This is a genomic window from Geodermatophilus sp. SYSU D00705, from assembly GCF_054050135.1.
The window spans coordinates 95488-110843 of the sequence record NZ_JBJGYT010000015.1 but is presented as its reverse complement, the minus strand read 5'-3'; the positions used below and the strand labels follow the sequence as shown (position 1 = coordinate 110843).

The window sequence follows — 15356 nt, the reverse complement described above, 5'->3', positions numbered from 1 at the left end:
AGCTTGAGGCCCTCGCCCCCGTCGACGACCGCGACGGCGGAGTCGTCGGTGGCCACGGCGGTCAGCACGGCGCCCTCACCGGTGCCCGGCGACGGCGTGATGCTGGGCTTGCCCTTGGCGGCGGTGGCGTGCGCCGGCGCCTCCGGGCTCGCCGTGGCAATGTCGCTGCCCTCAGGCGACGCACCGAGGGCGTCCGGCTCCTCCGCTGCACCGCGCCCGTCCCCACCGCTCGCTGGCGAGGGCGTTCTGCCCGTTGACGTGGCGCCGACTGCGCGGGTGATAGAGCCGGAGATGAGACTGAGCCGGCGGTCGAAGGTCTCGATCAGGTGGTGGACTGTTGGGTCTGCGTTGTATCTGTCCCAGTCGTCAGTGACGACCAGATCTCCCGGGCGCAGATCCAACGCCACACCGACGAGCGCCGAGACCGTAGCTACCAGAACATGGCAGTCGTCAAGGTCGTCGCTTCGACCTCCGCCCAGCTGACCGACGTCGATTCCGGGGAGAAGTTCGGACAGTCGGTTTAGCCAGGAGGCGTGGACAGCAACTGTCGGAGTCACCACAACGACCTGGCTTCCTTCTAGGAGAGCCTGCCGTGCTGCAACGGCTCCAATGAGGATTCGGTCCGCAGGCCCTTCTGCCCGGATGGCACCGCGCTGTCCTTCCGTTGTCCACTGCTCAATGGCGGCCTTCTGCCCCGCATCCAGCAGAGAAGCGATGTCCGGAAGCGTCTCGTCATTCTCGTCTGAGGCGTCCGGCCGTTCGACCGCGGCGGGATCCACTGTTCGCCTCGGAGGGCCGATGCGCGGAGCGTCAGCCGCATCGAGCGGGGCTGGGGGCGACTCTGGCGCCGGAAGACCGGCGAACGTGGGGACTGCCTCGGACCTGAGGGTCCGCAACTCTTCCTCAAGTGATAGGAGACGCTCTTGGAGCGCCTCCTGTCTCTGGCGCAGCGTTCGATTTTCGGCCATGAGGCGTCGGAGGACGACCCATGGATCGACGACGCCGTCGTCGTCGGAGTGCGTGGACATCGATCCCCTGTGCGTTCTGAGGCCCTTGAGCCCGCCCGGTCGATGCGGAACGGTAAGCCACCGATACGACACGCCCTGGTACCTCGGCAGGGGACTGGGTGACTCGGGGTGTCGTGTCCCCGCCCGTGTGGCGGCCGTGACGAAAGGGACGGACTCGCACGATCCGGGCCTGGTTCGTGTCGCAGGTCCCACATACCGTGACCGCGCGAGCGCGATCGCTGTGCTCCTACGTTCCATGTACCGACGGGGGAAGACCTTGACCACGGCGCCCGCTGCCGCCCGCGCGACCGACCCGGCCCTCAAGGACAAGGTCAACCGCCTCATCCAGTTCCTCAAGGACCTCGTCACCGCCCGCGCCGTCCCGGTGCGCCAGATGACCGGGCACCTCGACCACCTGTGGCTCGACCAGGTCCGGGACCTCGCGCTCCTGGATGCCGAGGCGACCGCGGGCGGGGAGCTCCTGCGGCTCTCGCGCGTCGTCCTCGAACCGGCTCCCGCACTCCCTGCGCTGCTGCAGGGGTGGGTCCCGGTCACCGAGCGGGACAACAGTGCGCTGGAGGCGCCGCAGCTCCGGTCGGAGGGGCCGGACGCGGACGGCGGTGGGCGGGTGCCGCTCGAGGAGCGACCCGAGGTCGCGCTGGCGTACGACTCCTGGCTGCCGGAGTGGCAGCGCTGGGCTACCCGCGACCGCCCTCAGCGCCGCCTGCACCAGACCTACGACCAGCTGCGCACCATGCGACAGCAGACGCTGGAGAACCCGGAGAGCGTCGAGGCGGTCGTCGCTGGAGGGCTGCTGGTCCTGCCGGACGACGGTGTCCGGACCCACGTCCTGACCCACCGGGTGACGGTCGAGATCGAGGTCGAGACCGGTGACGTCGTCGTCAAGCTGGACTCCGCGGCGGTCACGTCGCTCGAGGACGGCCGTGTCCTCACCGGTCTCGACTGCTTCGACGACGGCGGCACGGCAGTACTGCGGGGGCGCATCGCCGAGCTGGACGTCCGGCCGGCGAGCGACAACGCGCTGACCTTCCTGAAGGAGTGGGCGACCCGCGCCGTCCTCCAGCCGGTCGACGTCAGCGACGGCTGGTCGGCGCCGTCAGGGACGACGACCTCGTTGACGCTCGCCCCGGCGATCGTCCTGCGGCAGCGTGGCGCGTACGCCCTGCAGGAGTACTACACCGACATCGAACGGACCCTCGCCGAGAATGGCGAAGCTGTTCCGCTGGGTCTGGCGCAGCTCGTGGAGTCGATCGAGGCGGAGGACCGCATCGCCTGGCTGGAAGCCACCGGCGCGACCGCCGGCGCCGACGTCGCCGAGGACCCGTTGTTCCCCTTGCCGGCCAACGAGGAGCAGGCCCAGATCATCCGCCGACTGCGTAACGACACCGGGGTGGTCGTCGAGGGCCCGCCCGGGACCGGCAAGACGCACACGATCGCCAACCTGATGTCGGCGCTGCTGGCCCGGGGACAGCGGGTGCTGGTCACCAGTGAGAAGGCGCAAGCGCTGAAGGTCCTGCGGGACAAACTGCCGGCCGAGATGCAGGAGCTCTGCGTCTCCATCACCGACGCCGGTCGCGGTGGCTCGCTCGAGCTGAGCAAGAGCGTCAGCCGGCTGGCCGCGGAGCACTCGTCGTACAACCCGGAGAAGGCGCAGCGGCTCATCGACGACGTCGCCGGCAAGCTGCGCCAGGCCCGGACACAGCGGGCCGGCATCCTCGAGGAGATCCGGGCGCTCCGGGAGGCTGAGACCTACCAGAACCCGGAGGTCGCGCCCGGCTACGCCGGCACGCTGGCCCGCATCGCGGAGCGCGTCGCCGCTGCCGCGGAGCAGTTCGCGTGGATGCCCGTCCCCGCGACCGGGGCGCTGCCGCTCACGCCCGCGGAGTTCGACGAGCTCCGAGGGCAGCTGCCCGGCGACACCGACGTCCGCCGTCGCCGCCGCGACCAGTCCCTGCCTCCCGCGCAGGCCGTCCCGGACCTCCAGGTCGTGCGGCGCCTGGCCAAGGACGTCGCCCGAGGCGCGGACGCCCGGGCCAGCCGTTCGGGTCCCCTCGCCGATGTGCTCGGGCAGATCGACGCCACCACGCTGGCCGACCTCATCTCCGTGTGCGCCGAGATCCGCGACGGGCTCGACGGCCTGTCCGCCGGTGTCGACGCCTCGTGGGCGATGCCCGTCCTCGACGGCGTCCTCCGGAGAGACAACGAGCTGCTGTGGCAGCAGGTCGGCCAGGCGCGGCAGCTCGTCGACGAGGCGCAGGCCATGAACGCCCAGGTCGGCTTCCGCGACGTCCAGCTGGCCACGGAGGTCTCACCCGCGCCGGTAGCCCAGGTATTCGCCGACCTGGCCCAGTACCTGCACGGCGGCGGTGCGCTGAAGAAGCTCTTCAAGAGCGACCAGCAGAAGGCGGCGGAGCCCTACCTTCCCGGCGCTTCCGTCGAGGGCCAGCCGGTGACGACGGCCGAGCAGGCGCACCTCGTGGCGCTCCACCTCCACACCTTGGCGCGACTCCAGGCCTTCGCCTCGGCGACCGCCATGGTGGCGATCCCCGGCGGCGTGCCCGGACCCCGTGCGCTCCAGGTCTCCCACGCCCACCGAGTTGTGCAGACGATCGGGGCCATCGAGACCCTGCGGGCGGCCCGAGACCGGCTCGCTGCCCAGCTCTCGCGGATCCCGGCGATGCCGCGTGTCGACCTGGTGACCACCCTGGGCGTCCGCAACTTCGTCGACGTCGCCGCCGTCTTCGCTGACGTCGAGATCGCCCGCCGGGCCGCTGACGAGCTGGAACGGCTCGCCACCTCTCTGGAGTCCACGGTCGAGCGGTCGCAGCGTCCGCCGGAGCTGGACGCCGCCGTCGAGGCTCTGCGGAATGCGGATGCCGAGACGTTCCAGGCGGCCCTTCTCGACCTCGAGGCCGCCGGTCGGGAACGGCGGGCCCAGCTGCGCTGCGACGAGCTGTCGCAGCGCCTGGGGACGACGGCCCCCGGCCTGCTGGCCCTGCTGCGGGAGACGGCGCGCGACGAGGTCTGGGTCGAGAGGACTCCGCTGCTCGCGGAGGCCTGGAGCTGGGCGTGTGCGGCGACGTTCGTGCGCGAGCGGACGGCTCCCGGACGCGAGGAGGAGCTCGACCGCCGGCTGACCGGCGTGGACCGCGATGTCGCCAAGCTCACCGCCGAACTCGCCGCAAACCAGGCCTGGAAGGCGTGCCTGGAGCGCATGAACGCCACCCAGGTCACGGCACTGCAGGCCTACCGGGACAGCATGGCCAACGTCGGTAAGGGGAGCGGCAAGTACGCCCAGCGCTACCGCCTCGCCGCACGTGAGGCCATGACGGCGGCTCAGGAAGCGGTGCCGGCGTGGGTCATGCCGCTGCAGGAGGTGCTGGCCTCCATCCCGCCGCAGCAGAGCGCGTTCGACGTCGTGATCGTCGACGAGGCCAGCCAGGTCGGCATCGAGAACCTGTTCCTGCTCTGGCTGGCGCCGCGGGTGATCGTCGTCGGTGACGACAAGCAGTGCACCCCATCGGAGGTCAAGCACGGAGCCCTGGACAAGGTCTTCGACCGGCTCGACACGCTGCTGCCGGACATCCCGAACTATCTGCGGTCGACGCTCACTCCGCGGTCCAGCGTCTTCTCGATCCTGCGCACGCGCTTCGGTCAGGTCATCCGGCTGCGCGAGCACTTCCGCTGCATGCCGGAGATCATCACGTGGTCGTCGCAGATGTTCTACCGCGACGCCCCGCTGGTCCCCGTCCGCCAGCACGGAGCCGACCGGCTGCCGCCGCTGAAGACGACGTTCGTCCCCGGGGCCTACATCCAGGGCGCCAACTCCTCGCTGCGCAACGAGGTCGAGGCGGAGGCGATCGTCGAGGCGCTCGTGGGCTGCCTGCACGACCCGGCCTATGACGGGAAGACCTTCGGCGTCGTCGTCCTGCAGGGCCACGCGCAGGTCGACGTCATCCGGGAGGCGCTTCTCAGCCGGGTCGAGCCGGAGGAGTGGGAGCGGCGGAACATCCGGATCGGCACCCCGCCGGACTTCCAGGGCGACGAACGCGACGTCATCCTGCTCAGTCTCGTGACGGCGCCCGACCACAAACGTGCCTCGCAGACCCGACTCGACGCGCAGCGCTCGTACAACGTGGCGGCGTCGCGGGCGCGGGACCAGCTGTGGCTCTTCCACTCGGTCATGGCCGACCAGCTCCGCACGGACGACCTGCGCTCGCAGCTGCTCACGTACATGGCGTCCATGCCGGTCGCTGCCGCGGCCGCGATGCCCGACGACGTGCCGGAGGACGAGCGGCATCCCGACTTCGACAGCCTCTTCGAGCAGCGGGTGTTCCGGCGCATCCAGCAGCGGGGGTACCACGTCACGCCACAGGTCGAGGTCAACGGCCGGCGCATCGACCTGGTCGTCACCGGCGCGCAGGGCAAGCTCGCGGTCGAGTGCGACGGCGACGCCTGGCACAGCTCCCCGGAACAGGTCGCCAGCGACTTCGCGCGTGAGTTGGAGCTGCGCCGCTGCGGGTGGCAGTTCTGGCGGATCCGAGAGTCGCGGTACTACCTCGACCCCGACGGCGCACTCGCCGACCTCTGGACCGCCCTCGACCGGCGTGGGATCGGGCCGGCCCGCATCACCACGGACGGCGAGAGCGTCGCAGATTGGACGCCGCTCGACCTGCCCGCCACCGATGACGCAGCCGAGGGGGAGGTCGACGAGCCGAGCGATGACCTAGCCGGCGGCGTTCCGGACGTCTCGGCGACACGAGTGCCGGTGACCGAGCCTCGGCGCGCGGCTTACGTCCCGACGCCGCCTCTGGCCCCTGCGCCAGTCGAGGCCGTCGTAGCGACTCGCTCCGCGGAGTCGGCGGACGTTCCTCCCGCCGTTGCAGAGCCCGGTCAAACGGTGCAGGTGGTTCCCGCTCCGGCAGCTGGCCCGGGAATTGTGCCGAACGGGCGCGCCGGCACTTTCGTGGACGAGGAGACGCGGGCGCTGGTTCTCGAGCTGGCCTCCGACGGTGCGCTGACCAACGAGGTCGTGCGGCAGTTCCTGGGCGTCGGCGCCGACGAGGCGCGGCGGGTTCTCTTGGCTCTCACCGACGAAGGGCTCCTGGAGAAAAGGGGGGCCACGAAGGGCACGCACTACGTTCTGACCGGCTCCGGAGATGCGCCCAGCTCGTCCGCCATTGGTGTCGTTAGAGAGGGCATCCACGAGTCCGTCCGAAGCGCCAGCGATGTCACTGACGACGACATGGCCCAGCTGGTGCTGGAGCTCGCGAACCGGGGACCGCTGACCAACGAGATGGTGCGACACCTCCTCGACGTGGACCGCGTGGTCGCGCGGCGTCTCCTCGGGCGCCTTGCGGACGAGGGGCTCCTGAAGCTGCGCGGAGCAGGACGCGGTGCCCACTACGTCCTCGCTGAAGAGGCCGAGCCGGTCGGGTCCGACGCTGACAAGGTCGCGAACCGCGCTCGCTGGATCGAGGGTTTCAACCGTCAGGCCCGAACCGAGTCGGCTGATCAAGCACCTTCGGCTGGCCGCGACGAGTCGGGGAGCCTGCCCGAAGGGATGGGCGCCGGCACGGCGCCGCTGTCGGAGAAGGCCATAGCGGCACTCAAGATCCAGTTCGGACACCGGCTCCGGCGGGATCTGCAGGAGGTGGCTCGCCGGTGCAACTACCGCCCGACGTATTACCAGCGGTTGCTCACCCAGCAAGGCGGCTGGGTGACTGCGCGGCAGCTCCTCGCGGACCCGAAGGTGCACGACGGGCTGGCCCGACTGTGGGAGCTCGGGATGCTGCAACACAGCCTGGAGGCCGCCGTCCTGGACCCGGCCTACCGCGAGCTCTTCATGGCCCGGGAACTCGAGACTGCACGGCGGCGTCTCAGCGATCTCGGCTACTCCGTCGACGCCTGAACACGACCGCCGTCACCAGTCAGACCGACCACAACGACGAGAAAGAACGGCCATGGCCCAACACAGGCTCCTCCAACCAGTCCCCTATACAACGGACGCGGCGAGCGCTCTAGTCCCGCGTTGCTCGGCTCTGTCGGCATGACAACCAGCTGGGGTGCACTGCCGGACCCGCGGATTCTCACCGGTGACGAGCCGATCCGCGGTGCGGACACGACCTTGCGGGATTTCTGGGCATGGGGCTACTCGAACCTGCGCGCCAACACCGTGCGCCCGCTGCTCGCTGAGTACCTGGTCGCTCGAGCCGTTGGCGCAGATCTCCGCCCGCGCGTTGAGTGGGACTCCTACGACGTCCTCACTCCCGATGGGCTGCGCCTCGAAGTGAAGTCGGGCGCCTACCTGCAGGCGTGGGAGCAGCCTCGCTTGTCGGCGATCACCTTCGGCGGGCTGCGGGCTCGGGTTCCATCAGGCGATTCCTGGACAGCGGATTCAACGTATAACGCCGACGGCTACGTCTTCGCAGTTCTGACGACTACGGAGCACGCTCGCTACGACGCTCTCGACCTCGACCAGTGGCTGTTCTGGGTCCTACCGCGGCGGATCGTCGCCGCTACAGGGCAACAGAGCATTGGACTGGCGCGGGTCCAGGCGCTGGCCGATCCGCCGGTGTCATTCGGTCGGCTGGCCGATCTCATTAGGAAAGTCGTAGTTCCCGCGGAGGGCTGATCTCAGAAGGCAAGGCTGAAGACGGTGGCGGCCGAGAGTGTGTTGCCATCGGCGCGGGAAGTGCTGAGACGGCGCCGTCCGTGACAGCCTCCTTGCGGCTCTGCACGCTGCACCACGGGGGAACGTTGCCGCACTCATCCCTGCCCGCCGCCGTCCGTCCGACGGAGGGCTGAGCCGTGTACCGCGTCGACGGGCGGCTCGTCCTCAGCCCCAGTGACCTGACCCGGCACCAGGAGTGCCACCACCTCACCGCGCTCAACCTCGCGGTGGCCGGCGGAGACCTACAGCCGCTCGCCGAAGGTGTGAGCGACCAGACGGTGCTCGTCGCCGACCTCGGCATCGCCCACGAGCTCCGCTACCTGGAGTCGCTGGAGGAGCAGGGCCTCGACGTCGTCCGCCTCCACCAGAGCCGCAGTGAAGCAGCCACGATCGAGGCGATGCGCGCCGGCGTCGACGTCATCCACCAGGCGACGCTGTTCGACGGCACCTGGGGCGGCCAGGCCGACTTCCTCCTGAAGAGGGCCACGCCGTCCGACCTCGGCAACTGGTCCTACGAGGTCGCCGACGCCAAGCTCGCCCGCCGCATCAAGGTGCCGGCGCTGCTGCAGATGGCCACCTACGCCGACCGGCTCGCCGCCCTGCAGGGCCGCACCCCCGAGCGCATCTGCGTGGTCACCGGCGACGGCGAGTCCCGACCGTGGCGGCTGGTCGACGTCGCCGCCTACGCCCACCGCGCTCGCACTCGGCTGGAGGGCTTTGTCGCCGACCCGGGCAGCACCGCCCCGGTGCCCATCGCGCACTGCGGCCAGTGCAGCTGGAAGGCGCGGTGCGAGGACGAGCTGCGCACCGGCGACGACCTCAGCCTCGTCGCCGGCATGCGCCGCGACCAGCGAGCCGCGCTGATCGGCGTCGGCGTCACCACGCTCGAGCAGCTGGCGAACGCCACAGACGACGTCCTCAAGGCCACCGGCATCACGAGGGGCACCCGCGAGCGGCTGCGCGACCAGGCCCGCGAGCAGCTCCGCGGCCGCCAGGCCGGAGCGCCGACCCGCACCCTTCTCTCACCGCAGCAGTCCCAGGGGCTGCTCAAGCTGCCCGCGCCCAGCCCCGGCGACCTGTACCTCGACTTCGAGGGCGACCCGCTCTCCGGCGACGGCCAGGGGCTGGAGTACCTCGCCGGCCTCGGCGACCGGCAGGGCCGCTTCACCGCGCTCTGGGCGCACGACGCTGCCGAGGAACGTCGCATGGTCGGGGACCTGATCGACCGGGTCATCGAGAGCTGGCAGCAAGACCCCGGCATGCACGTCTACCACTACGCCGCCTACGAGGTCAGCGCGCTCAAGCGGCTCACCGGCCGGTATGGCGTCCGCGAGGCCGAGCTCGACCAGCTGCTGCGCGCCGAGCGGTTCGTCGATCTCTATCCCGTCGTCCGCCAGTCGATGCGGATCAGCAAGGAGTCCTACTCGATCAAGAAGGTCGAGGCCTTCTACGGACGCGAGCACACCGGCGACGTCGCCGACGCGATGTCCAGCGTCGTCGAGTACGAGAAGTGGCTGATCGACCGCGACCCGGCCCGCCTGCAGGCCATCCACGACTACAACCGCGACGACGTCGACTCCACCCGCGAGCTGCACGACTGGCTGGAGACCCAGCGCGCCGAGCTGGAGGGGGAGCACGGCGAACTGCCGCGCCCGGTGCTGTCCGACATCGACGCACCGAAGCCGCAGTCGGACGCCGAGGTCGCGGAGCTGGCGCTGGTCGAGCAGCTGCAGACGAAGGGCCACGACCTGCTCGGCGACCTCGTGCAGTGGCACCGCCGCGAGGCGCGGCCCGGCTGGTGGGAGTTCTTCAGCCGGGGCGACCTCGAGGACGAGCAGCTCGTCGAGGACCGCACCGCGCTCGGCGGGCTCTCCGTCGCCGCCGAGATCGGCACCGAGAAGCGCAGCAAGCTCTACGAGTTCACCTTCCCGCCGCAGGACGCCAAGCTCGCGGTCGGCAAGCCGGCCTTCGACGTCGACACCCAGGCCCGCATCGGCGAGGTGCGTGAGCTCGACGCGGTCGGCGGGCGGATCGTCGTCAAGAGCACCAAGCAGCCGGGCGCCGTCCGGGGACTCGGTCCGGAGGGACCGCTCGACGACAAGCAGATGCGTGCGGCGATCGTCGCCACGGCGGACGACGTCCTCGCCGGCCGGCCGTGTCTCGGGCAGGCGCTGCTCGAGCGAGTCGTCCCGGCCGACTGCCGGCGACTGCCGGGCGAGGAGGCCGGGGACGCCGTCGTCCGGCTCGGGCTGGAGCTGGACGGGCAGGTGCTCGCCGTGCAGGGGCCGCCCGGGAGCGGCAAGACGCGGGCGGCTTCGCGACTGATCCGCGCGCTGCTGGACGCCGGCAAGAGAGTCGGCGTCACGGCGCAGTCCCACGCGGTGATCGGCAACGTGCTGCAGGCGGTCGGCCGGCCGGCGCTGCAGAAGTGCGAGGAGCACCAGGCCTGCGGAGCGCCGGGTGTGGAGTGGTCTAAGGACTCCGCCGACGTGGCTTCCCGGCTGCTCGACGGGACGGCGAACCTGGTCGGCGGGACGTCGTGGTTCTGGACCCGTCCGGACCTGGCCGAGGCGGTCGACGTGCTGGTGATCGACGAGGCCGGGCAGTTCTCGCTGGCCAACGCGGTCGCCGTGGCGCGTGCCGGGAAGTCGCTGGTGCTGCTCGGTGACCCGCAGCAGCTGGCGCAGCCGACGCAGGCCGTGCACCCGGGGGAGTCGGGGCTCTCGGCGCTCGAGCACCTGCTCGAGGGGCACCCGACCGTGCCGGAGGACCGCGGCGTCTTCCTCGACCGCACCTACCGGATGCACCCGGCGCTGACCGCGTTCGTCTCCGACCTCGCGTACGAGGGTCGGCTGGAGTCGGCGGCCGACCGCGAGCGGATCGCAGTCGACGGCTGGACCAGCGGCCTCGCCGTCCGGTTCGTGGAGCACACCCGCGCGGCCGCGGCGGCGTCGGACGACGAGGCGGCGGCCGTCGCCGAGTTGTGGCGGTCGCTGCAGGGCGTCGGCTGGGTGGACGCGGCGGGGGAGCGGTCGGTCATCGGTGCGGACGACGTGCTGGTGGTCGCGCCGTACAACAACCAGGTCGCCCGCATCCGGAGCCTGCTGCCCGACGGCGCGCGGGTCGGCACCGTGGACAAGTTCCAGGGCCAGGAGGCGCCGGTCGTCCTCTACTCGATGACGTCGACGTCGGCCGAGGACGCCCCGCGCGGCGTCTCGTTCCTCTACGACCTGCACCGGCTGAACGTGGCGGTGTCCCGCGCGAAGGCGCTGGCCGTCGTCGTGATGAGCGAGGAGCTGCTGGACGCCGCCGTCCGGACGCCGGAGCAGCTGCGTCAGGTCAACGCCCTGTGCCGGCTCGTCGAGATGGCCACGGTGATCCATTGATGCCTGCCGCTACGACTTCCCTAGGTGCAGCGGTGCGAGATTGGACGTCGTCCGGAGGCGCCAGTCGTGGGGCCGGCAAGGGGAGCAAGGGAGTTCCGTGAGCGCCACTGTCGTCTCGATAGTCGTCGCCGTGCTCGCTGCGGCGACGAGCGTTGGCTCGGCGATCATCAGCGTCCGTGGGCAGCGTCATGCAGCACGCGAAGCGGCCGAGCGAGCGGCCGAGGAGCGCACCCAGGCGCTCATCGACCGCTATCAGGAGCCGCTGCTGCGGGCCGCGTATGACCTGCAATCTCGGCTCTTCAACATCCTCGCGAGAGGACTCCTGGACGCTGGACACATCAGTCGCGAGTACACCGAGCAGAGCACGGTGTGGCTGTTCGGTCAGTACTTCGGCTGGGCGGAGATCCTCCGGCGGGAAGCGCAGTTCCTGAGGCTCCGTGAGCAGAGTCAGCAGGCAGCGGTGCAGCGACTGCTCGGGAACATCGCACACGCATGCTCATCGGACAGTCGGGGTGGTTCGCGCCTGCAGATCCAGCGATCGGAACAGAGGGCGCTGGGCGAACTCATGGTCATCGAGGGGCGGGACGCTGACGGCCGAGTGCGCTCTGATTGCCTTGGCTACGCTGCCTTCTCCAAGGAACTCGAGGATCCTGCGTCGGAGATCCACCGCTGGTTCACGCCCTTCTGTGCCCAAGTGTGGCCAAAGCCGGGCGACTCGAACCGGCGACTCGTCCACCTGCAACACGCACTCATCGACCTGATAGAGCTCCTCGACCCCGACCGAGTGCGCTTCTCGGATCACAGGTCGAAGGTTGAGTCTTGAGCTGAGCGAGCCCCGGTCACCGGCACGGAGACCAGTGAGACGCGCTACCTCGTCTCCTGCGTCACCAAGCTGTGGAGAAAGGCCTGCGTCTCAGCGTCGGTCGAGTAGAGCAGCGTTCCTCGCATACCCCGGCTCAGCAGCACCTTGTACACGTTCCGGACGAGCGCATCGAAGTGCTCGTCGCTGACGCGCTTGGGGTTGCGGAAGTCAGGGTCCCGGTTGGCCGAACGAACGGCGACCCAACGGTCGCTGCGCCACACCAGGTCCGGCCCCATGAGGACGCCGTTCCAGTCGTACTCGAAGCCCTGTGCTGTGTAGACGCAGCCGACCTGCCCAAAGCCCGCCGGTTCACTGGCCCACAGTGCGGACGGCGGAGCGCCGCCGACCGCTCGCTCGCCCTTGAGGTTCCACGGTCGGGCCCAGTCGCCGATCTGCACGTCCGGCACGAGTGACCCGTCCTTGCGGGGATCGCTCCATGGCCAGCAGTAGCCGGCCGCGATGCGGGCGCCATATCGCTCTTCGAGCTTGGTGTGCAGCGCCGTCTCCATGGCGGACGGCGAGTCGACCACCCGCACGTCGAAGCTCGGGTCGCCCTCCCACGGCACCGGACCACCGGGCTTGAGCCCGAGCAGTCGCTCCACCCAGTCGATGTAGGGCTCCGAGCCGCCGCAGCGGTACTGGGCGCTCAGGTCCACGTGGTGCACGTCCAGCCCGCGTTCCCGCGCGGCCTTTTCGATGTCCTCGACGGTGCCGAGTTCACCGGGGCGTACGACCTGGTTCTGGTCCAGCAGGAAGACAGGCACGCGGGCGGCGTCGATGAGCTCGTCGACCTGCGCGTTGCCGGTGCGGTGCTCGGCCTTGGTCCACCGGTTGGCCGAGGTCTCGCGTAGGCGGTGCGCCTCGTCGGCGATGAGGACGTCGAAGCCGTTCTTGTCGGCGTCCATGAAGCTGTTGAAGTACTTGAACAGCGACTGCACCTGGCTCGAGCCTCGTCCGGCGACCTTGCGCAGTGTCTTGGTGAAGGAACGCGAGCCGGTCGCGTGGATGGCGGAGCGCCCACGCCTGCTCAGCTCACCGAGCAGCGACAGCGCGATGACGCTCTTTCCACTCCCCGGACCGCCGGACACGATCACCACGCTCTTGTGGTCGCCGGTGCGCGCCTTCTCCACCTCGTGCATCACCAGGTCGAAGGCCACTCGCTGTTCGTCGAGCAGGACGAACTGCTCCCGATGGCGGATCTCTTCGGCGGCGACTGCCATCAGCTGCTTGCTGGGGGAGATGGCGGAGTGCAGCAGTCGGTCGCCGAAGACGCTTCCGTCGGTCGGCGCGAGCCGGCTGCGCAGGAACTCGAGCCATTCCCCCCGGTTCTGGCCGGTGAACAGGCGCCCCAGTTCGTCCTGCGGGTAGTTGAAGAGTTCTCCGACCTTCGCCGTCGACGCGTTGTGGAGGTAGGCAGCGCCGGCGAGCACATCCGTCGTCCCGTGGAGGACCGCGGTGAAGTCGAGGAGGTACTCGCCGTATGACCGCACTTGCGCAACCGGGTGCAGGATCGGCCCGGGGCCGTACGACGGCTGGACGACCAGCTCAGCGTCGTGCTCGAACTGCTGAGCCTCGGTCCACTGCTTGAGCTCGACGATGACGTAGGAAGGTCCGTCCTGACGCGGGTGGCGGCCAGCGAGCACCACGTCGATGCGCTTGCTGCTCAGTGGCAGCTGGTACTCGAGCAGCACTTCAACCTGCTCGAGCCCGGCCTGCAGCAGGTCGTCGGCGAGCACTCGGAGGCTGGCGTCCCAGGAACGTATCTCGGCGGCCGAGGCTCGGCGCTTCATCTGGAAGGACATCTGCTCAGCGAGGACGGCGCTCGCCCGGCCTGATCGGGTCAGGTCGGCGAGTCCTCGGGCAGAGGTGCGGAGCAAGGGTGAGGGCAAGGACAGTCTCCGGGCAGCACGAATCGAGTCGTGCGGGTGGAGGCGTGTCCGGAGTGCGGAAGCCTGTCGGGCCGCGTCTGTCGACAGTAGATGCCGGGGCTGGCCGGGTCCGTGCTGATACTCGGCTCGTGTCGGACATCGAGGACCTCACCGGTCGCATGCGCCACTTCACCGAGGCCCGCGACTGGGCTCGGTTCCACGATCCCAAGTCGCTGACGCTCGCGCTGGTCGGTGAGGTGGGGGAACTGGCCGAACTGTTGCAGTGGTTGCCGCACGAGGGGCAGGTGGCCGCGGCTCAGGAGCCGCCGCTCAACCGTCGGCTGGCCGAGGAGATGTCCGACGTGCTGCTGTACCTGCTGCGCCTTGCGGATGTCGTGGGCATCGACCTCGCCGGGGCCGCAACAGACAAGCTGCGCGCGAACGAGGAGCGCTTTCCTCCGGACGACCACAGGAGCGTGGCTCCGGCGAAGGCGTGAGTGAGCGGTGAGCGGCTCCGGGATTGGCGCTGCTCACGTGACCGGAGGGGCGGACACGTTGAGGCGCTGCCGGGGCCAGCGGCATCCGGCCCGATCCGGCCCGGGGCCATCGTCTGCCTGGCGGACACCAGTCCCGCCTGTGGACCCGCCCGGTGGGGTGAGGAGGGCGTCTCCTTCGCCGTGGCCTCTGCCGATGTAGTCAGCACACGATGCCGGGCAGACACAGGGAGATCACGTGGCATTCGGGCTGGCGAGGACGAACCGCACCGACGAGGACATCCAGACCCCGGCAGACGCCGTGGACGAAGCGGCTGGCGTGGAACCCGCTCTGACAGCCCGCGCGGAGAAGCTCATCGAGAGCATCCTCTCGGCCGGCGTCGACGGAGTCGGTCGGTTCAAGGGCGCCCAGGAGATCGCCGAGGAGCACCGCACGCAGCACGTGGACGTCGACAAGGCGATCGACCGTCTGATTGCCACCCATGTGCGCGTCGTCGGTGCCACGGGATTCGCAACGGGACTCGGCGGACTGATCACCCTCCCCGTCACCATCCCGACCGACCTGGCTGTCTTCTACATGTATGCGGGTCGCTGCGCGGCCGCGGTGGCGCACCTCCGTGGCTACGACGTCACGTCAGATGAGGTCCGCAGCGTCGTCCTGCTGTCCCTCCTCGGGGCCGGCGGAGTGGCGGTGGCTGGGGAGGCCGGGATCCAGCTCGGGACCAAGGCGGCCTTCGCCGTGCTCAAGAAGGTGCCCGGCAAGGTCCTGGTCGAGATCAACAAGAAGGTCGGCTTCCGGCTGATCACGAAGGCCGGGACGACGGGGGCCATCAACCTGAGCAAGTTCGTCCCGGTCGTCGGCGCCGGTGTCGGTGCCTCCGTCAACGTGGTCGGCATGCGAGGTATCGCCGGCTACGCCAAGAAGAACTTCCCGAAGACGTGACCGCGTAGGCGGGCGCCCGCGTATCCGCTCGGGGATCTGTGTCGGGCTGGCACAACCGCAGTACGACGCGTTCCGGATGTCGGAGGGGCTCGAGCGGTTGTC

7 protein-coding genes and 1 pseudogene are annotated in these 15356 nt (G+C 70.0%); 6 read left to right on the top strand and 2 right to left on the bottom strand.

Features of this window, described 5'->3' with window-relative positions; all coding sequences use genetic code 11:
• Positions 1 to 1028, bottom strand: a pseudogene (locus ACI78Q_RS13890) (hypothetical protein); the annotation flags it as partial.
• A 256-nt stretch (positions 1029 to 1284) separates the two neighbouring features.
• Here ACI78Q_RS13890 and ACI78Q_RS13885 point away from each other — a divergent pair.
• From ACI78Q_RS13885 to ACI78Q_RS13870, 4 genes are all read left to right on the top strand, one after another.
• Positions 1285 to 6939: an AAA domain-containing protein gene (locus ACI78Q_RS13885; protein ID WP_456923978.1), complete on the top strand. Its 5655-nt coding sequence runs from the start codon at positions 1285 to 1287 to the stop codon at positions 6937 to 6939.
• A gap of 138 nt (positions 6940 to 7077) precedes the next feature.
• Entirely contained in the window at positions 7078 to 7662 is a 585-nt protein-coding gene (locus tag ACI78Q_RS13880) for a hypothetical protein (protein WP_456923977.1), read from the top strand.
• A 176-nt stretch (positions 7663 to 7838) separates the two neighbouring features.
• Positions 7839 to 11087, top strand: coding sequence for a TM0106 family RecB-like putative nuclease (locus tag ACI78Q_RS13875; protein WP_456923976.1), 3249 nt, complete (start codon positions 7839 to 7841; stop codon positions 11085 to 11087).
• A 97-nt stretch (positions 11088 to 11184) separates the two neighbouring features.
• On the top strand, positions 11185 to 11910 hold the full coding sequence (locus ACI78Q_RS13870; RefSeq protein ID WP_456923975.1) for a hypothetical protein: 726 nt from the start codon (positions 11185 to 11187) through the stop codon (positions 11908 to 11910).
• Between the two features lie 44 nt (positions 11911 to 11954).
• Here the strand turns inward: ACI78Q_RS13870 and ACI78Q_RS13865 are convergent, their stop codons facing one another.
• Positions 11955 to 13751, bottom strand: a complete 1797-nt coding sequence (locus ACI78Q_RS13865; RefSeq protein ID WP_456923974.1) for a DNA/RNA helicase domain-containing protein — start codon at positions 13749 to 13751, stop codon at positions 11955 to 11957.
• 215 nt (positions 13752 to 13966) lie between these two features.
• Here ACI78Q_RS13865 and ACI78Q_RS13860 point away from each other — a divergent pair, with 215 nt between their 5' ends.
• Together ACI78Q_RS13860 and ACI78Q_RS13855 are read left to right on the top strand one after the other, a co-directional pair.
• Positions 13967 to 14314 (top strand): nucleotide pyrophosphohydrolase, encoded by a 348-nt coding sequence (locus ACI78Q_RS13860; RefSeq protein ID WP_456923973.1) that lies wholly within the window; start codon positions 13967 to 13969, stop codon positions 14312 to 14314.
• A gap of 235 nt (positions 14315 to 14549) precedes the next feature.
• Positions 14550 to 15254: an EcsC family protein gene (locus ACI78Q_RS13855; RefSeq protein ID WP_456923972.1), complete on the top strand. Its 705-nt coding sequence runs from the start codon at positions 14550 to 14552 to the stop codon at positions 15252 to 15254.
• Positions 15255 to 15356 lie beyond the last annotated feature (102 nt).

What these genes read in the sequence shown, in the direction of transcription:
- ACI78Q_RS13880 (WP_456923977.1), top strand. Translation starts at nt 7,078, where the DNA reads ATGACAACCAGCTGGGGTGCACTGCCGGACCCGCGGATTCTCACCGGT.
- ACI78Q_RS13865 (WP_456923974.1), bottom strand. Translation starts at nt 13,751, where the DNA reads ATGTCCTTCCAGATGAAGCGCCGAGCCTCGGCCGCCGAGATACGTTCC.